We start from the raw sequence: 18112 nt of genomic DNA, 5'->3' as shown, positions 1-18112 counted from the left end.
CCGATCCGTCTCTCACGATCGGTCAACCAGCACGTCAGCGGCGTGACCGGTCCATGCAACTCCCGGTCTGCGCGGTGACCGGCCATCGGTCACGCGTCATCGGTCACCCGCGCCTTGGCCGTGAAGGCCGGCGGTGGCCGTGACCGATGCCCGCCCCTGCCGACGAGCCCCGGCCGGGGTGGGCAAGCCGGTGCACGGGGGTGGCTTGCCCAGGCTCCCCTTGGGCTTGCCCAGCACCGGTCAGCGGCCGACCGGTTCGGGGTAGCGGGAGCGGCGCCGGTGCGGGTCGTCGACGCCGATCTCGTACCAGGGCTCCCCCCGCTGGAGCCGAGGCAGGGTGTTGGCCCACACCGCGATGGTGATGCCCTGCACGGCGGCGGTGAGCGCCTGGAGGCGGTTGTCGAGGAGGTGCTCGGCCTTGCCCGCCAGGACGACGTGCAGCCGCGGGAAGGTCTTCGAGCGGGTGTAGCGGCGGCGCTGCCAGAAGGGGTACGTGCCGCCGATGGTGCCTCGGGCGCCTTCCCAGACGCGGTGCCCGGCGTAGCGCTCGTAGTCCCAGACCTCCTTCGCCAGGTGTGCCCGGGACATGGTGCCGTTGTCGAGTTCGAAGAGGCGGACCTCGCTGGTCTTGGTCGGCACGGCGAGGACGGCGTCGGCGTTGAAGGACAGGCCGGTCTCCTTGATGGCGTGGTTGACCTCCACCTGCCAGTCGGTCAGGTACTCCCGGCGCCCACCGAGGACGGTGTCGATGTAGGCCAGGATCGTGTCGGTCACCGCGACGGCGTGCGGGCCGAACCCAGCGCGTACGCCCTTCGCTCCGGTGCCGGCCTTCGGTCGTGCCGGTAGTTCGTTGCCGTCGGCCAGAGCTTTCTGCCCTGCGGGGGTGAGGTTCCAGATCTGGTGCTTGCCGTCCTTGCCGTTCGTCTCCGCCAGCCCCAGCGCATCCAGTTCCACCATCGCCCTGCGCACGTACGACCGGCCGTCCGACCCCTCCCCCGTGATCACCTGGGCCATCTGCCGGACCGTGGCTATCCGTACGCACCCCAGCATCCGCAGCGCATCGGCCCGTACCTTCCCGGCCGTGGGAGTGGACTTCTTCCCCTTCGCCGCTGTCTCAGGGGTAGGGAGAGAGGTGTCAGCGCGCCGGGCAGGCTCCTGGCGGGTGGTGTGAGCTGCGGTGATGGGTACGACGTTGGAATCGTTCACGGCACCGGACGCGGCACTGGAATCCGGGCCGTCTGCAGGGCGCTCGGCACCCCTTGACCAGGTCGGGCGCGGCTCCGGATCGGGCTGCCGGGCACTGCTGGCATACGTCATCGTCAAGGCTCCTCACGCGAGTGGCGAGGGACTCCAGGCAGAGTCCCCCATTCACCTGCTACAGGTGCCGGGGAAGCCGACGGTGTGACGTCTGTTATCGAGCCGTGACATTCGGCAGGTCGTGGATGTCGGTGTAGTGCCCGACGAGGCAGTGGGCGCGTGCGTCGGGGACCGGGAACGGTACGGGCGGCCCACGCCGCAAGGGCGGGGGCCGCGACGGTGGTGGGGTTAGCGGATCAGGGAGCGGAGTTCCTTGATCGTGTACTCGCCCTGGTGGCTGATCTCATCGTTGCGGGCCCACGCGAGGAGTGCCCCGTTGGGCTTGTCGCGCCAGCGGACGGGGGTGGAGTTGGCGCCGTCCGATTCGACCAGCTGCTCGATCATCTGGCAGAGAGCGTAGGGGCCGCCTCCGCCGTAGCCGATGCCGTAACCGGAGGAGTCGGTGCGGGGCAGGAAGTGGAGCTCGGACTCGTCGTCCCTCATCCAGAACTCGTGCTTGTCGACGATCAGGCTGCGGACGGTCCGTCCCTCGGGCAAGCCGCGGCTGGTGATCGTCTTGTAGGTCCAGCTCTCGATGTTGCCGCTGCGGGTGCGGTAGTGCTCGCGAACGACGGGCAGGCCGGTGATCGGGTCGGCCATGGACTTTCGGCACAGGCAACCGCTGCCACCAACTGCGGACGGGCTGTCCCTGTCGTCATAGACGCACGGCTGGAACAGAGCCGGGATCTTCTCGTCCTCCACGAGGAACGTGTGCAGCGCGATGGGCTTGCAGTCCTGAAGCCTGTCGATCCAGGTGTCGGCGTAGCGGCTGTCACCCTGCTTCACGGAGATATGGCCGGTGTGGTGGAGAGTGGCGACGTTGAGGCCAGGCTCGTAGTAGATGTCCAGGCTCATCCAGCCCCTGGAATGGTCGAACACGTAGCTCTCGTACGGGTCGCTCATATGGTGCGTGGCCCCTTTCGGCGTGCCGTGCGGCAGGCGGTTGGTCGGGTGGGGGGCATCTCATGGTGTCGCGCGGGTGCAGAACCTGGAGGCTGGTGGCTGGTTCTGGCGCGGGGTGGCCGAAAGGCTCGGTGGCCGAACCCGGCAGCGGCGTTTCCCCGGCCGTCGCTCAGAGTGTCGGGACGGAGATTTCTCCACTCTCCGGATGGGCGGTTTGTCGCCCCTGGCGAGCCTGGTCAAGGGGAAACGCGCTGCCGTCCGAACCAGGACAAGGGGTGGGTGGTGACCGTCGGTGCGCGGACTCTGTCCACAGGGCCGCTCCCCGAGTCTCGGGACCTGGGGCCGTCGCGATCCGCGCGGTGGCCCGTACGTGAGGAGACGTCATGCCCGACACCACTGCGCCGCTCACCCCGATGACCCCGCACGCGGCGATCAGCGCGTTCAGCTACCTCCGCGCCGTCCAGGCCGGGGACGTCGAAGCCGCCCGCGGGTTCGCCGGCGCCGAGCCGCGGATGGCCGAGCTGGTCGTCGACGTCGTCGAGCGGATCGTCGTCCCCGTCACCGCCGTGCCCGGCCCGGAGGCCGGCGAGCCGACCACGGAGATGTTCGCCCTGGAGGCCCTCGGGCGGGTTCTGGTGGCCACCCTGCGAACCTGGGCGCAGGCCGGGCCGGACGCGGCGGAGGGCATCGCCTGCGCCGTCATCGACTTCGTCGTGCAGTTCCTCACCGACGACCACGAGGACGTTTCCGATGTCCTGCGCCAGCTGGAGGCGGTGGGAGTGGGCCAGGCCCTCGATGCCCACCCCGCACCGGGCGGTGCCCACCTGGTGCGCCTCTCCATCGTGTAGTCCGCACCGGGACGGCACCGGGCCATGATGCGCACCACCGTGCATCCGCACCAGGTGCGCCTCCGCGTTGGCGGGGCCCTATCACACACCCCCTTGACCGGGCCCTGATCGGCGGCCGCAACCTGCTGTGTCAAGGAGAAACGTGCCGGTGGACAACCTGGTCAAGGGGTGGAGCCGACCCCGGTCAAGGGGTCGGCCGAACCTGGACAAGGGGGCGTCTCGTGCTGGGCGGGAGGGCAGCTACGGCGCACCAGGTGCGGGCGAGAGTGGCGCGCACTCGGTGCGGTGCGGGCCATCGTGGTGCGCCCGAGAGTGGAGTCCACCGTCAATCGGTGCACCCCGCAGTGGACTCCACCCGGTGGAGGCCACTGAGTGGAGTCCACTCGATGGGCTCCACTCAGTGGCGGCATCGGGCGGTCCACACGGTGGACGATGCCCGGCGTCGTCACCACAGCCAGGCGTTCGAGTGCCGCATCCGGGACAGGGCGCGGGTGTCGCGGCGAGCGGCGGCGCTGCCGATGCGGTTCTGCCGGGGCCGAGGCCGACGCGACTGGGCGCCGTAGAACCTGCGGACACCGGCCGCCTTGAGCCGCTTGCGCTGCTTGGCTAGCTCCTCCTTCTTCGCCTTCATGGACTTCGGCTTCCGGGGCCGCTTCCAGATCGGCTGCCAGTCCGTCGGCGGCGCGTACGCCTCGGCGCGCTTCTGCGCGGCCTCCTTCAGCCGGGCGGCGACGGCTTCGATCCTCGGGTCCGCGGGCGGCGTAGTAGTCATGCGACTCCTCCGGTGGGTGGTGTCCGGCCCGGCGCGGGCTGGACAGGCTGGTGGACGCTCGGCGGCGGGGCCGCCGCGGACTTGAGAGGGGAGCGCCGGTCGGCGGCTCGTTCCCGGACGCCGGCCTGGAGCAGGGCGGCCATCTCAGCCACGGCGGCCTCCAGCGTCCGGCTGGTCAGCTCCACCGCGGCAACGTCCGTCATCGGCTCCAGTTCCCGGCCGGCCCTCTGCCCCGTGCGCAAGCTCGGGCGCGGGCTCGGCGTGGTCGGAACGGTGTGCGGCCGGAGCCGGGAGTTCAGGCGGTCCGCGCGGCGCAGCGCGTGGACGCGGGCGGTCAGCGCCCCGGCGGCGAGACGGGCCCGCTCGTACGGGGCGGCGGAGCGCTTGCGGGTCAGCGCGCGCAGCACGGCCTGGTCCTCGGTGTCGTGCGGGTACAGGGCGCGCAGGTCGGCGGTCAGCATCCGCCGGCTGGCCGGGCGGGTGTAGCCGTCGATGGCCGTCTGGACTATCTCCTCGTCCAGGCCGGACCGGTGAGGGCGGCCGCGCAGGACGTAGGCGAGGTGACGGCGGGCTTCGGCGAGGAGGTGGTGGTGCTTGAAGGCGCCGCGCATCACGTACACCACGGCGGCGACGTTGACGGCCGCCAGCGCGACGTCGACGACCGGGTGCACCCGCGCCCATATCGCCGCGGCCGCTGCTCGGGCGCGCTCCGCCAGCCCGGCGACGACGTCGGCTCCGTACGCCCGGCTCGCCGAGTCCCGCCAGGCGGCGCGTAGCTGGGAGAGCGAGCGCAGTTCCTTGCGCTTGGGTGAGCGGGTCTGGTCGGCGGCCTGGCAGGCCAGGGCATAGGCGGCCCGCTCCCCCGGCGCATGCCCCTGCCGCTCCTCGTACTCGGCCGTGAGGACTGGCAGCGCGTCCTCGATCTGCTGGCGGCGGGTCGACTGCCAGCCGATGAGCCGCTGGTCGATCCCGGCGATCTCCATGACGGGTCGGCGGCCTGGCGTCACCTCGCGTGGCTCCCACGCCCACCCGAGCCGGGCGGACACCTCCTCCATGAAGTACAGGGTGTAGAGGGTGTCGGCCGCGACGATGTGGGTCATCAGCGAGTCCGCCGACAGGTTGCCCCACTTCCCGTCATGCGGCCGCCGGGCGCGGACGGACACGACCGCGTGAGCGTGGAGCAGGGGCCGCGAATCGACGGCGCGGGACTCGTAGTGCCGGAAGATCGCGACGATCAGCCCGTCCTTGACCCGGGCCCGCTGCTTGCCGCCTGCCTTAGAGCGGATCTCCGCGACCGACTCCTCCATCCACGCCAGCGTCTTGTCGCGGGCGGCGTCGTCGCACAGCTCCAGCACCTGGCGGTGCTCGTCGTCCATCAGGGCCCACGCGAGGTGAGCTGTCGGCGGGGGCCGGAACGTCAGGTCGAAGGCGAGCCATGGGGTACGCTCCTTGGCCTTGTCGGTCTTGGGTGAGCGGTTGTGCTCGATGGGCCTGCCGAGCACGGTCGCCCGACGGGCCTGCGCCGGGCTCTTGCCCTGCGCCAGGAGCCTGCGCTCGATCCGGTCGGCGTCGGGGTGCCGGCCTTCCCCCAGGAGGAGTTCGGCCTGCCGCTCGCTCACCACGTCCCCGGCCGTCAGGCCGAGCGCGGCCAGACCCCGGCCCTTCCACACGCCGGGCGGGACACCGGCTTCGTCCTGTGCGGCGCGCAGCGCCGTACCCGCAGGGCGGTGGCCGTCGCCGACCATCACGCCACGGAACAGGTAGCGCACCCCGGCCCCCGGGCGACCTGGCGACATGCTGATCATCCGCCCATGGAACCCCGGCACTGACCTGCGAAAAAGCGCGATACAGGGTGCTTCCCGCCGGGCGGGAGGCCATCACCAGATCTTTACAGCAGCGCCCGCCAGGCGGGCCGATTGGCCAGCCCGAGACGGTAAGCCACCGACCTGTGCACTCTCCCGCGCATGGAAATCACCCGAGCCGGAATCCCCTGTCCCCTCTGCCCCGCCATCACCGAGGAGCTGGTGTACCTGGTCCTCAGCGCCCAGTCCTCCTTCCCACTGCGAGAGGTCGTCAAGGACCGCTGGTGCCCCGCCGGCTGCCACGTGCTCCACCCCGACCGCTGGAGGAAGGAGATGCCGCCGCTCCCCCGCGACGAGGACGCCTGACGACGCCGTGCGAATGCTGCGCCGCAACCACACGAGCCCCACCAGCCCCGCAATGCCATGCAACCGACTCCACCATCATCGAGCGCACACCAGCGCACCACTCCCCCGAAAACCCACCACAACTGAGCACCACGTCACCGACGCCCTTCAACACGACTAGCCACCACCGCCCCCGGCCAACCGGCCGGGGGCTTCGTGCGTCCTGGAGGAGTTCGCCGTGCCCACCTACGAGACCACGCCCCGCTTCACCGCCGACCACCGCCGCCTCACCCCCGAACAGCGCCGCCGCTTCCGCCAGACCGTGGCAGCCTTCGTCGACGACCTGCGCACCGGCGGGCACTTCCGCGCCGGCCTCCGCGTCAAGCGCGTCCAGCGCGCACCCGGCATCTACGAGCTGACCTGGTCCATGGGCGCTGGACCCGCAGGACGCGCCACCTGGCAATATGGGCCTGCGCTCCACCCCGGCGTACAGCACGTCATCTGGCGCCGCATTGGCACCCACGACATCCTCGCCGGCCCCTGACGGCATCGGAGTTGGTGGGCACGGCCGATCACCCGCTGGCGGGCTCGGCGCCTGCGCCGAAGGGCGGGACGTCCGCGACGGCGACGTCCAGCCGGAGCCGGACGAAGCGCACCGGGTGCCGCCACGCCCCGCGCTCCAGCGCCGTGTCCACCATGATCTCGGCGACCAGCTCCGGTTCGACCAGCACGACGTCGAGCGGCGTCCGCGACCCCCAGGAGGTCGTGAACCGCACGCCTTCCCAGGGATGTCCTGGCCCGGCTGGTGTCAGCCGGTCGGCGAGCTCGTGCGCGGCGTCCGGCCGCAGCGGCGTACTGCGGCCGACCGGCCGGAGCGCCCCGGCCGCGTCGAGGCGGCCCAGCACGAGCGTCTGCGGCCGGCGCACGGTCCCGGTGATGGCGCCGACCACCGCCTCGGTGGAGTCCCGGCGGCGCACCTTGTAAAGCGCACGGGCTCCCGGCAAGTACCGCTGACCGCTCCCCCGGATCACCAGTCCTTCGACGCCGGGCACCTGCGTCCAGGACGTCAGCCACTCCTGCGCCGTCGCCAGGTCGGTCGTCTCCGGGCAGAGCGTCCACGGGGCACTCAGCTTGTGGTCGGCGAACATCTGCTCCAGCTGCGCGCGCCGCTCGCCGTACGGAACGTGCAGCAGCTCCTGGCCGTCGATCTGGAGGACGTCGAAGGCGATGAAGTGCGCGGGTGCCTCTGCAGCGAGGCGGGCGGCGGTGCGGCCGCCGGAGACCGCGCGCCGCTGGAGCGCCTCGAACGACATCTGGCCCTCCGCCCACACGACCAGCTCGCCGTCGAGGACCAGGCCGTCGGGCAGGTCCGCGGCCGCGGCCACGAGGTCAGGGAAGCGGCTCTGCAGGAGGCTGCCGCGGCGGGACTGCACCAGCAGCGGGCCGGGCGCCGGCCACTGGGTGTAGACGATCGCCCGATAGCCGTCGAACTTCGGCTGGAACCGAAGCTCCCCGGGCAGCGCGCCCGGCGCGGGCACCGTGTCGCGGGCCTGCGCCAGCATCGGTTCCACCGGCGGCCGAAAGACCATACGTCCTGTCTACGGGCTGCCCGATGCCCCCGCGACCCGGCACGGCCAGCGGTGGCGCGGGCGTCATCATGTGATCAGTGCGCACGACCTTGCGCGGTCACATCTCGTTGGGCGGGACATGAAGCTGACGACCAAGCCGGGCAACGTGGAGGCGCTGGCCGAGGAGGCCGTCGTCGCGGTGTGTGCGCTCGCCGACGCCGCCGGACCCGAGCGGTGGAGTGCCAACGCCGTCGAGGACGCGGCCACCGCGCTGGAGGTGCTCGCCGGGGCGCTGTCCGAGATCAGCCCGGAGGCCGCCGAGCTCCTGGAGGTCGTCCCGGCCGCCGTCGCCGCACTCCGCGAACGCGTCGAGCACGCCCCGGCCGCAGCCGGGTCGACCCGCCGAGCCAACACCGCGACGGACCCAGCCGTGCTGAGCACCGGCCTGCGGCGGGCGCTCACCGCGCACAGCCTCACCGGGCACCGGGTCCACCAGCTCGGCCCCGCCCTGCTGACCGTCACCCTGGACCCGGCCCACGCCCAGGCCCTCGCCGTGCTCCTCGCCGCCCGCCGCGAACTGCCCCGCCAGGCACCCGCGGCCGAGGACGAACCCCGGTGGGGCGCAGGGCCGGCCGAGACAGCAGCGGCCTCACTCGCCGTGGCCCTGGCCGCCTACGGGCCGGGGACGTACGCCCGCGTCCTCGCCTCCGGACAGGTCACCGCCGGCCTCTCCCCCACGGCGGCCGCGCAGGTGACCGGTGCGCTGAACGCCCGCCCTGCGCCCGCTGCCGGATCGCCGCGGCCCCGGCGCCGCGGGCTCGGGAACGGCTGGAAGGGCATCGACGCAGGGCGTTGACCGGGGACAGCGAAAGGGCCCGGCCACCCAGGGGTGATCGGGCCCTCGCGTCGTTTCCATTGGAAACGGCCGTCAGGTGCGGTCGGGGAATCCGATGCTGGTCATCAGCTTCCGGTAGTCGACGGCTGGCACCGAGTTGGGCAGGAGGATGGGCAGGGGGCAGCAGTCGTCGTACAGCTTCTTGGCGTCGGCCGAGTACCGGACGTACGGCGTGAGGATGTCGCCGTACAGGGACTCGGCGAGCGCCGTCGCCTTCCTGGCCGATGCCTCGGTGTAGCTGGCGGTCGGGGTGCCGGTGAGGATCAGGTGGTTGACCGTCGGGCGGCCGGGGACCGAGCGCCGGAGGCGGTTCTTCTCCCGGACGCGGTCGAGTTCCTCGAACAGCGGGACCAGCAGCTTGACGTCCTTCGGATCGGCGCGGACCGACGGGATGACGGAGTCGTCCTCGTCGAGCATCCGGATCACGGAGTAGACCATCTTCCCGTAGCTGGCCGGGAAGTCGAGCCAGAAGACGTCGTCCTCGTCGCCGTCGTAGCCGAGCAGGATCTCGGCGAACCAGTCCTGTCGGTCCGCGTCCTCGGCGATGGCGGTGTCTGCGGTGGACATCTCCTTGCAGCTGGGTACGACGCGCAGGCCGGGGATGTAGGCGAAGGCGTCGTCGTCGTATCCGTCGCCGATGCGGTAGCGGGCCGGGAGGGCGACCTCGTCCAGGGTCGCGGTTCCGTGGATGAGGTCGAGGACGGTCTTACGTCCCTTCATGGCCTCTTCGTCGTAGCCGAGGATCGTGGTCGTGGACCGGTTGGCGTCGAAGTCTAAGATGGTGCCCTGGTAGCCGCGGAGCGCTGCCTCGGTCGCCATGGAGGTGGCGCTGGTGGTCTTGGTGGAGCCGCCGCACTCGAGGATGAAGGCGTAGATCTTGGGGTGGCGCCGCCCCCTGGGGCGGAAGCGGGGTTCGACGGTGCGCGTCACTCGTTCTCTCCTGTGGTGTCCAAGCCCAGTTCCTTCTTCTCCCACGCGGTGTCCGGGGCGTACTGCGCGTGGTCCTGGAGGAGGCGGAGGTAGCCGACCTCCCGGGTTCCCCACGAGTGCCGGCGGGCGGCGGTGCGGAGCTCTGCGGCAGCGAGAGCGCTCGCGAAGGCGGCGAGCCGCTGGAGTTCGCCGTCACCGGAATCCTGGACGGCGTTGAAGTACGAGCCGGCGTTCTGGTCGTCGATGCTGTGGCGTTCGGCTCGGCGGAGCCAGACCAGGGCGCGCTGCTGTGCGGCGGACTGCTGCTGCGGGGCCAGCAGGGCGCCGGTCATGGCCTTGAGGAGGAGCTCGCTGTCGGCGGTGTCGCCGACGTCGACGGTCTCCACGAGGAGCTGGCAGGCGGCGTCCCGGGCTGCGGCTGCGGTACTGCGGTCCTGCTCGTACTGGTCGGCCGAGGGCTTGGGTTGCTCCTTCTTCGCCGTCGTCTGGCGCTTGGCGGCAGCGTTTCCAGTGGAAACGGTGCTCGACTTGGGGGCCGTGCCGTTTCCATTGGAAACGGCAGCCTCTCTCTCGGCCGGCTCCGTGTCGGGCACGGGTTCGTCCTGCCGCTGCCGCGCGAGGATCTGCGCCTGCGCCTCCAGCGGACGCATGCCGCCCTGGACCAGGGTCACTGCTTCCCGCTGGTCCTCGGCGCTCATCTTCTGGAGCTTCTCCGCGGTGCTGACGGCCAGGGTGCCGTCCCGGAGCGCTCCCTGGACTTCCGGCTCCAGCGCGAGGAGCTGCACGCGCTTCCACACGGTGCCCTTGGAGATAGCCCCCTTGGCGGTCTCGCCGACCTTCTGCGCGATCTGCTCGTAGGACAGCCCGCTGCTCCGCAGGGCCTCGTAATGCTCGGCCTCTTCCAGCGGGCTGAGCTGTGCGCGCCGGAGGTTCTCGATGAGGGTGATGAGGCGGGCGTCGGCGACCTTGTCGTCCATCAGGACGCTGGGGATGACCTCCCAGCCCAAGGACTGGATGGCGCGCCAGCGGTGCTCCCCGAAGAGGATGACGTTCGCGGCGGTGATCTTCTCCGCTGTCTCCGGATAGTGCTCGACCCAGATGTCCGCGGGGATGTGCGCGATGTTCTGGAGGAGGCCCACTTCCTCGATCGTGGCCGCGAGCTCCTCAACGCCCGACATGGCCCGCCGGTTGAACGGGTTGGGGCAGAGGTCCTTGGGGTGGAGTTCGACGGTGTCGCCGCTGCGGTCCTTGCCGCCCCGGTAGAACGCCTCTTCCTTGGATGGAGCCGCGGGGGCCTGCTTGGTGCTCGTGCGCTTGGGCCTCGGAAGGTTGGCAGCCATAGATTCTCCAGGACGACAGAAAGTACGGCCAGAGACTAGCCGTTTCCAATGGAAACGGTGACTCCCTCGTGCAGCCCGAGCAAGGACAGCCGGTGTCCTGCCACGCCCACGGATGCCGTTTCCAGTGGAAACGCCGTTGCCTTGTACGGGGTTTGACGGAAGGCCACACGCACGGCAGGTCCGTCGCGCGTCTGCCGTTTCCATTGGAAACGGCAACGGGACAGAACCTCAGGAAACCCCCGAAACACAAAAAAGCCCTGCCCCCGCGCGTGGCGGGGACAGGGCTTGGGCGGGAGAGCTGTCGGTCGGGGCGCCCAGGCTGCGGGGGCCGTCGCCTTGTCAGTTACACGTTCGCTCCCACGAGGGCTGCGGCCAGGAGCTCGGTGATGTCGCTCCGGCACGGGTCGCTGTAGTTCTCGTGGTCGTCGAAGTCAAACCGCGCACTGGCCGCGGTGACGGTGAACCCGGGGACGACGGTGGCCTCCTGGCCATCCAGTTCGGTGGTGAGGCGGTCGGCGTCGCGGGAGGCGAGCCGGGTCTGGCTGTACGGGCCGAGGCGGAGCAGGGTGAAGCCGGATCCGTCGGCCTGCCGTGCTTCGACGTCGACGCCGTAGTGGGCCGGGGACATGCCGACGTCGTCGGGGAGGTCGAGGCCAGAGGCAGCGTGGGAGAGCGCGGTGTAGGCCGGCTGCCAGAGGCCGAGGATCGCGGTGGTCTCGCAGCGGAGCCAGCCCTTACGGGTGTAGCGGTGGGCGTAGGCCGCGGCGTGCGGGGTTCCGGGGTGGACCAGGGCGACGGCGATCACGTCGGGTCCGTGGTCGTCGCCCGGCCGGGTGTGAGCCCGTTCGATGTGGGCGCCGACCCGGACGGCGACGTCCTGGGCGCAGCCGGGGGTCCAGGATTCGGGGGTGCGCAGGGCGGCGAACATCGCGCGGAACGCGTCGACGACGGCCTGGTCCTCGGGGGCGAGGACGGTCCCGGGTGCGGTGGCGCAGCGTCGGAACAGGCGACGGATCATCGGAGGTTCTCCTGCTCGGGGTGGGCGGTGGAGACCAGGGCGAGGGCCGCGGTCACCGTGTCGGTGAGGGTGGTGCGGACCGGTACGCCGTGGCGGTGGGCGACGTAGATCAGGTAGCGGTTGCGCTCGGGGTTGGGGCAGTCGGGCGGGCAGCCCAGCACCGCCCGGCCCGTCGACACGTCCAGGCCGAACTCCACGTTGGTGGTCATGGCCGGCAGCGTCTTCAGGTCGCGGGGGATCCAGAAGAGGAGCGCCGTGGCCTGGGCGCGGGCGTCGGTCTCCCAGTCAACCTGCGTCTCGTAGCGGTCTGCGCGGTCGCCGTTGCGGGATTCGGGGCTCAGGACGGTCAGCGTCTGGGGGCCGGTCCACTGCTCGGCGAGCACGCGCAGGGCGTCGGGCCTCCAGGACGGTACGGGGTTGCTCTTGTCCGGGGTGGGGCCGGCGAGGAAGACAGACGGCCCGGCCGGGATGGGCTCACGGGCCATGACCAGGGTGGTTGGGCCGTTCACGACGTGGCTCCGTTCTGCGCGGCGGCGCGGGCGGCGTGCTGCGGGGTCCAGGGCAGGGGCAGGTCGTCGCCGGCCTCGCGGGGCACCACGTGGACGTGAAGGTGGCGAACGGACTGAGTCGCCGCTTCGCCCTTCGACGTGATCAGGTTCGCGGCCGGGAGCTCGGCCATCAGCTCGGCGGCCCGGCGCATCACGGCGGCGGTCACCTCCGGGTCGGTGCCGGCGTCCTGGACGTGGACGCGCGGCAGGACGAAGACATGCCCGCCGTTCACGCCACCGCTGCGGGGGCGGATCGCGAGGGCGTCGGGCCACTCTCTGACGATGACGGCCGGGGCCTCCCCGGCGGCGATGGCGCAGAAAACGCAGGTCTTCATGGTGGACTCCTTGGTCCGGTCGACGGTCACGGGTGAGGAGCGGGCGGGAATGGCGAAGCGCCGCGCGCGGCCGGGAAGGTCGTGCGCGGCGCTCCGTGTGTGCTGCGTCAGGGGGTGGTGGTCACGGCCGCGTTGATGATGTCGGCGTGGTCGAACGCCAGCTCCGGCAGGTCGTTCAGGGGCCACCAGCGGGCGTTGCGGGCGTCGTCCCCGGCGGTGACCGGGGTGCCGTCGGGGACGATGACCATGTAGGCGAAGGTGGTGTAGCGGCCGCGCGGGTCGCGGCCGGGCTGGTCCCAGACGCCGATCTGGTGCAGGTCGCCGACGTTCACGCGGAGACCGGTCTCTTCGGCCAGCTCGCGGGCGCCGGCCACGTGGGGCGCTTCCGCCTCGTCCAAATGTCCGCCCGGCAGGGCCCAGGCCCCTTCGAACGGGGGCCAACCGGGCTCGATGAGCAGGACGTTCCCGCCGGGGGTCAGGGCGACCACGTCGGCGGTGTAGCGGATGGTCTCGGGCTCGGTCTCGGTCATGCTCACCTCTCGGTCGGACGGGCGTCGGTGTCGGCGGAGCGGTAGCGCTTGGTCTGCCGCAGGACCTGGTTGTACTTGACGTCCAGGGCGTCGGCGATGTCCTGCTGGGCGCCGTGGTAGCTGCCACGGAGGCCGATGCTGCGGCCGCCCAGAAGCCCCGTCCCGGCTTTGGTGGCCGGGACGGGGCTTTTGTTCTACGCGGCCAGCCGGTGCACAGCGGCGGCTGGTGTGGTGACGTAGGTGTCGGGGCTGGGCTCGTATCCCCGGGCACAGGGGTCGCAGCGGCCCTGGGTACGCAGGGGAAGGCAGTACCAGTACCTGCGCTCTCATTCGGGGCAGGTGGATCTTGCGGCCATCGCCCGGTCCAAGGCCCTTTCCTGCGCGAGCGAGGGGGTGCGCTTGGGCTTCGCCACGCGAGCGCGCTCAGCGCCTCCTCCGATTCCTGCGGTCCTGACGCCGGGATGGGTCGGGCCGGTTCACAGCGTGCCTCCGTCCTGGGGGTCCCCGGACGCGGGCCGGTACGGGCAGTGGATCCACGACACCGGCTCGCCCGCCGTGTCCTGGCAGCCAGGGCAGTGGTCGCCGATCGGGCTGTCGAGGCAGATCAGGACGTCCTCGTCGCAGCCCGTGTGCCGGGCATGGGGGCTGTCGCCGTGGGGGCATGCGCCGGTACCGGCCTCGGCGAAGTACGGAACTGGCTGGTGGGGTTCGCTGTGCTGGTGGGGGCTTGCCGTCGGGGTGTGGTCAATCGTGGTGGCGCGGACGGTGTCGGCGATCAGCAGGGTGAGTGCGTGTCCGTGGTCGACGGCGTCGGCCAGGCGCTCGATGAGCTCAGGGGCCAGGCAGCGGCTGCGGGCTCCGGTCAGGAGCCCTTCCAGGTAGAGGGTGTCGCCGAGGATGCGGTCGTGGATTTCCAGGAGGCCGGGTTGTACGTGCAAGCCGTCCACGTTTCGCGCGGCGGCGAGGTAGGCGTGGTCGACGGCGCCCGCGTACGCGGCCGCCGTCTGCTCGGCCAGAACCGTGTCGACCTGGCCGATGGTGTGGTGTGCGAGCTGCCATTCGCCCGCGCTGTCGGTGGTCTGGGTGCGTCGGCGGCCGAGCCGGTTGGTGACGGCCTCGATGAGGGAGCGGGCTGGGAACACGGTGACCTCCAGGGGGGAGGGCGGGTCGCCTGGTCTCTGCTGACCGGGCGGACACCGCACGGCCCCGCCGGCGCACGCCCGAAGGCGGCGAGGCGTGGCCGTACGGAGAGCGGCCGGTTGGTTCTCGGGGAGCTTCTGGAGGCGGTAGTACGTGCCCCACTTGGTGGCTGAGATCTTCAGGACCTCGGGTTCGTCGTCGGCCAGGCGCTCCAGCTCGCCCCTGATCCAGTCGTTGGTCCGTTGGAGGGTCAGGCGCTGGGTGTCGAGGTGGAAGAGGTAGAAGTTCAGGCGTTAAAGGCCGCGGGCGTTGGCGAGGTCTGCGGCCTGGTCGAGCATCCGCATCGGGATGCGGGCGCTGGAGAAGCCGTCGTTGAAGGACGGCACTGATTCGACGCCATTGCCGAACTGGCGGCGGATCGCGTCCATCAGGACCTCTAAGCAGCGCGATTCCAAGCTCTGGTCGCCCCGGGCTTCGATGTGGATCGCGCCGTACAGGCAGCGGGCGCCTTCGGTGTCGACCAGGGCGCCGGAGCACCAGCCGCCGGTGAGCAGCCGGTGGTGCGCGCGCTGCAGCAGGGCCGCGACCGGGGTCGGGTAGGGCGTGGGTGGCTGGAGGGTCGGGGTGAGCGGGATGGTGAGGACGTCGGCCAGGTCGACGGGCTCGGTGTCGATGTGTGCGGTATTGACCTCGTAAGCGACCTTGGCTTCGTCAAGCCGCAGGCTCATCGCCACGTTGACGAACACCATGCGTTCCTCAAGGGACAGGGCCGCTGGCAGCGCGGTGGCTTGGGTGGTCGGGGTGACCTGGTCTATGGCGTGGCGGGTCTGAGGCATCGGAGCTCCTGAGGCGTCGAAAGCACGGCTGTAGGTGGCGCCTTCGACGCCGGCGGCCGGGGCGGCTTTCAGATGCTGGAGATCCAGCCGGTGACCGTGCCGATCGCGTCGGTGATGAGGGGCGCGGCGCCGGTGGAGGCGAGGAAGAAGCCGAACCCGGCGCAGGCCAGGGCGGGCAGGAGGCGTACGGATCCGCCCCGGATGAGGACGAAGACGACGATGGCGAGCAGGACGACGGCGGAGATCGATACGGCCACGAGTGGTGTCCTTCCAGATGTGGGCACCCGGCCGGGGTGCGGCCGGGCCCTGCGGGGGTGTGCGGGGTGGGGTCAGACGCGGGAGAGGTTCTTGATGGCTTCCAGCGCCTGGCGGGGCGAGGTGACCGCGTCGCGGCGTGCGGCGGAATTGTCCCCGCCGTCGCGGCGCTTGCCGCCACGCATCTGGGACGCGTCGTCGTCCTCGTCATCGCTCGGTTCGGGGCCGAACTCGCCGGGGCGGGGCGGCTCGGTCCAGTCGAACCACAGGCCGCGTGCTTCGAGTTCACGGATCTCGTGGTCGGTCAGGGTGGCGATGGTGTCGGGGAAGTAGTCGTCCAGGCCGGCCTTGAAGTCCATGTAAAGCGTGCGTAGGACCTCGGGCTTCTTGGCTTCGACGATCCATCCGGCGCCGCCGGTGTTGGAGTCGGCGGGCGGCTCGGGCTCGCCGCGCATCACCCGATCGATCCGGCCCGCTTCTTCCGGGGAGAAGGAGCGGGGGAGGGGGTCGGGGGTGTTCTCGGACGGGATTCCCAGGTCCTTGAACATTTTGGCCACCTTGCCGGGTGCCACCTTCAGCACCACCGGGATGCAGTTCTCGCGCAGGTTCTCGCACAGCAGCTGCGTGAATCCGTCCTGCACGAAGATGGACTGGCCGGCCACCTTGATGCCGATGGCGTACTTGCGGCCCTTGACCGACACCGTCTCGGCGAGGTCCATGATTTCCGCGCCGTAGTCGCCGTTGCGGGCGGCGGAGAGGAACTCGTCGAGGTAGGCGGACAGCATCCGGTAGGGGCAGCCCGGCAGTTTGGGGTCCCAGTCGTAGACCCTGCCGTCTTCCCACGGCATCTGGCCGCGGATCTCCATCAGCGCGTCCAGGGCGCGCAGGAGCCGGAACATGTAGAGCGCGCCGACGCCGTAGCGGTCGGTGTAGCCGCCCAGCTTTGCGGCCTTCTCGTCCGGGGCTTCGGCCGCCAGCCACACCACGGCTCCGAACAGGGCGTCGGCGGCGATGTGCAGGCCCATCAGCTGGGTCTTGCCGCCGCCGGACGGTGCGACGAACAGGCCGTGGGCGGCGCCCCGGTCGGTGTATACGCGGTTGCGGGCGGGCTGGCCGTTGCCGAGGTATCCGGTCACCCACCGGCCGTCCTTGTCCGGGGTGAGCAGCTCCTTCGTCGCGGGGAAGACCTGTGCGAGCGGGCTGGAGTCCCACAGGGAGACCAGGACCTGGTTGCCGTCGATGGTGACGAACAGCCGGCCTTCGTCGTACTTGGTTTTCAGCGCGGCGGCCAGGGTGTGCTGGTTGACGCGCGGCTCACCCATCTCGTCGGGGACCTGGGCGATGTAGTGGGTGACCTTCCGCTCGCCGTCGCGGACCTTCTTGATGAACTCCGAGCCGGGCACGGGCCCACCGGCGATCCGGTCGGCCCACCACTCGTGGGTGGTGGGTGCCTTGCGGCGGCGCTCGGTCATGTCCGGGGTGACGTGGACTTCCTTCCAACCGGGGCCGCCCTCACGCCCGTACTGCCGGACCACGTCCTCGATCCGCACGTCGGCGATCTCGACACCGAACGCGGCGGCGACCGCTTCCTCGGTGAGGCTGGAGATCGGCCGTCCGGCCTCGGAGGCGCGCAGCAGCAGGGACAGGTCGTTGGGCATGCCCGCGTGCGGGGTGGCGGTGACGACGATGGTGCGGCCGGGCAGGCCGCGGCCCTCCCACAGCCAGCGGACCTGGCGGGTGAAGGCGTCGGCGCCGTCGTCCGGCTGCGCCAGGGACGGTTCGCGGGCGGCCTGCAGCTGCGGCGCGGGCGCCGGGGCGGCGAGCGCGGGACGGTGACGGCGGCGGGTGTGCCGGGAGAAGGGCATCACCAGCAGGCCGGCCGTCGCCCAGCCGGCGGCAAGGATGCCGTCCAGGCACCACGGGCCCCAGCCGATCGTGTTCTTCGCGGCGATGTCGATCGCGGCGGCGGCCACGAGCGGCGACCAGCGCAGGATCTTGCGTCCCGCACCGGCGGCGTCGCTCTTGGCGGCCAGGACCCAGCCACCGACGCCGGCCGCGCCTGCCAGCTGCACGACCGTGTTGACGGGGCTGCCGGCGAAGAGGTTCGGGGCCGCGCCGAGGACCGGGGCGGTCAGGGTGTAGAAGGTGCGCTCCAGGGCGACGCTGCGCGGCACGGACACGGGTTCTCCTTCGGGCGTGGCGATGGGCGGCCCGCCGCTTGCGTGGCGGGCCGCCCATCAGGGGTTTCGGTGGGTCGGGTCAGCGGACGAGGAAGCCCGGCTTGGGGGTGCGCTCCGGGCGGCTGGAACGGAGGTCGTCCAGGCCCTCGTACAGCCGCGCGTGGGTGCGCCGCGTGTCGTGGGCGAGGCCGGAGACCTCCTGGGCCGTCTCGTGGAGCTTCTTCACTTCGACGGCGGCGCCGCCCAGGGCGACGGACACCTGGTTGGTCATCTCGATGAACTTGCGGTCCAGCTCCGCGTTGGCGATGTCGACGGCCAGGCCCTCGGAGCGCTGGGCGTTGGTGCGCATGCTGAGCAGCAGCGCTTCGAGCTCGCCTGCGGCCAGGTCCATGGCCGTGGCCAGCGTCTTGAGCTTGCGCTGGACGGCCTTGTAGCGGTTGTCGCCGTCCGTCTTGGCGGCGGCACCGCCGCCGGTGGTGGGTGCGAGGTCGCTCATCAGTGGGCCCCTTCT

20 protein-coding genes are annotated in these 18112 nt (G+C 71.3%); 4 read left to right on the top strand and 16 right to left on the bottom strand.

The window, feature by feature from the left end; all coding sequences use genetic code 11:
- Window positions 1-240: 240 nt before the first annotated feature.
- Window positions 241-1050: a replication-relaxation family protein gene (locus AB0D46_RS29045; RefSeq protein ID WP_362881779.1), complete on the bottom strand. Its 810-nt coding sequence runs from the start codon at window positions 1048-1050 to the stop codon at window positions 241-243.
- Window positions 1051-1545: 495 nt separating this feature from the next.
- Entirely contained in the window at window positions 1546-2259 is a 714-nt protein-coding gene (locus AB0D46_RS29040) for a hypothetical protein (RefSeq protein ID WP_362881778.1), read from the bottom strand.
- A 383-nt stretch (window positions 2260-2642) separates the two neighbouring features.
- Here AB0D46_RS29040 and AB0D46_RS29035 point away from each other — a divergent pair, with 383 nt between their 5' ends.
- Window positions 2643-3107 (top strand): hypothetical protein, encoded by a 465-nt coding sequence (locus AB0D46_RS29035; protein WP_362881776.1) that lies wholly within the window; start codon window positions 2643-2645, stop codon window positions 3105-3107.
- Between the two features lie 445 nt (window positions 3108-3552).
- On the opposite strand, the gene AB0D46_RS29030 is transcribed toward AB0D46_RS29035, so the two are convergent.
- Window positions 3553-3879, bottom strand: a complete 327-nt coding sequence (locus AB0D46_RS29030) for a hypothetical protein (protein ID WP_362881775.1) — start codon at window positions 3877-3879, stop codon at window positions 3553-3555.
- Window positions 3876-5684 (bottom strand): MobF family relaxase, encoded by a 1809-nt coding sequence (gene mobF / locus AB0D46_RS29025; protein ID WP_362881773.1) that lies wholly within the window; start codon window positions 5682-5684, stop codon window positions 3876-3878. The genes AB0D46_RS29030 and mobF overlap by 4 nt, the downstream gene beginning before the upstream one ends.
- Window positions 5685-5843: 159 nt before the next feature.
- On the opposite strand from mobF, the gene AB0D46_RS29020 reads away from it, so the two are divergent.
- Entirely contained in the window at window positions 5844-6047 is a 204-nt protein-coding gene (locus AB0D46_RS29020) for a hypothetical protein (RefSeq protein WP_362881771.1), read from the top strand.
- Window positions 6048-6264: 217 nt separating this feature from the next.
- Window positions 6265-6570, top strand: coding sequence for a hypothetical protein (locus tag AB0D46_RS29015; protein WP_362881769.1), 306 nt, complete (start codon window positions 6265-6267; stop codon window positions 6568-6570).
- A gap of 28 nt (window positions 6571-6598) precedes the next feature.
- Here the strand turns inward: AB0D46_RS29015 and AB0D46_RS29010 are convergent, their stop codons facing one another.
- The gene (locus AB0D46_RS29010) at window positions 6599-7588 is read right to left on the bottom strand and encodes an ATP-dependent DNA ligase (RefSeq protein ID WP_362881813.1); all 990 of its coding nucleotides are present in this window, start codon (window positions 7586-7588) and stop codon (window positions 6599-6601) included.
- 145 nt (window positions 7589-7733) lie between these two features.
- Between AB0D46_RS29010 and AB0D46_RS29005 the strand changes: the two genes are divergently transcribed.
- A complete protein-coding gene (locus tag AB0D46_RS29005; RefSeq protein WP_362881767.1) occupies window positions 7734-8450 on the top strand; it encodes a hypothetical protein in 717 nt (238 codons plus the stop codon).
- 72 nt (window positions 8451-8522) lie between these two features.
- Here AB0D46_RS29005 and AB0D46_RS29000 read toward each other — a convergent pair whose 3' ends face one another.
- From AB0D46_RS29000 to AB0D46_RS28950, 11 genes are all read right to left on the bottom strand, one after another.
- The gene (locus AB0D46_RS29000; protein WP_362881765.1) at window positions 8523-9419 is read right to left on the bottom strand and encodes a ParA family protein; all 897 of its coding nucleotides are present in this window, start codon (window positions 9417-9419) and stop codon (window positions 8523-8525) included.
- Window positions 9416-10759 (bottom strand): ParB/RepB/Spo0J family partition protein, encoded by a 1344-nt coding sequence (locus tag AB0D46_RS28995; protein WP_362881763.1) that lies wholly within the window; start codon window positions 10757-10759, stop codon window positions 9416-9418. Before AB0D46_RS28995 ends, AB0D46_RS29000 begins: the two co-directional genes overlap by 4 nt.
- Before the next feature lie 343 nt (window positions 10760-11102).
- Entirely contained in the window at window positions 11103-11777 is a 675-nt protein-coding gene (locus tag AB0D46_RS28990; RefSeq protein WP_362881762.1) for a hypothetical protein, read from the bottom strand.
- Entirely contained in the window at window positions 11774-12262 is a 489-nt protein-coding gene (locus AB0D46_RS28985; RefSeq protein WP_362881811.1) for a nucleoside 2-deoxyribosyltransferase domain-containing protein, read from the bottom strand. Before AB0D46_RS28985 ends, AB0D46_RS28990 begins: the two co-directional genes overlap by 4 nt.
- Before the next feature lie 20 nt (window positions 12263-12282).
- Window positions 12283-12660, bottom strand: coding sequence for an HIT family protein (locus tag AB0D46_RS28980; protein WP_362881760.1), 378 nt, complete (start codon window positions 12658-12660; stop codon window positions 12283-12285).
- Between the two features lie 107 nt (window positions 12661-12767).
- Entirely contained in the window at window positions 12768-13190 is a 423-nt protein-coding gene (locus AB0D46_RS28975; protein WP_362881758.1) for an NUDIX hydrolase, read from the bottom strand.
- Window positions 13191-13666: 476 nt separating this feature from the next.
- Window positions 13667-14332, bottom strand: coding sequence for a hypothetical protein (locus tag AB0D46_RS28970; RefSeq protein ID WP_362881756.1), 666 nt, complete (start codon window positions 14330-14332; stop codon window positions 13667-13669).
- Between the two features lie 291 nt (window positions 14333-14623).
- Window positions 14624-15166, bottom strand: a complete 543-nt coding sequence (locus AB0D46_RS28965; protein ID WP_362881755.1) for a hypothetical protein — start codon at window positions 15164-15166, stop codon at window positions 14624-14626.
- Window positions 15167-15234: 68 nt separating this feature from the next.
- Window positions 15235-15423 carry a hypothetical protein gene (locus tag AB0D46_RS28960; RefSeq protein ID WP_362881753.1) on the bottom strand — a complete coding sequence of 63 codons (189 nt, stop codon included), beginning with the start codon at window positions 15421-15423 and terminating at the stop codon, window positions 15235-15237.
- A gap of 72 nt (window positions 15424-15495) precedes the next feature.
- Window positions 15496-17601, bottom strand: coding sequence for a chromosome segregation protein ParM (locus tag AB0D46_RS28955; protein ID WP_362881751.1), 2106 nt, complete (start codon window positions 17599-17601; stop codon window positions 15496-15498).
- 79 nt (window positions 17602-17680) lie between these two features.
- The gene (locus tag AB0D46_RS28950) at window positions 17681-18097 is read right to left on the bottom strand and encodes a conjugal transfer protein TraB (protein WP_362881750.1); all 417 of its coding nucleotides are present in this window, start codon (window positions 18095-18097) and stop codon (window positions 17681-17683) included.
- Window positions 18098-18112 lie beyond the last annotated feature (15 nt).

The organism is Streptomyces sp. NPDC048383 (assembly GCF_040651775.1).
GTDB lineage: Bacteria > Actinomycetota > Actinomycetes > Streptomycetales > Streptomycetaceae > Streptomyces.
Note: the sequence above shows the minus strand (reverse complement) of the source record. Positions and strands in the feature narration are given on the sequence as shown.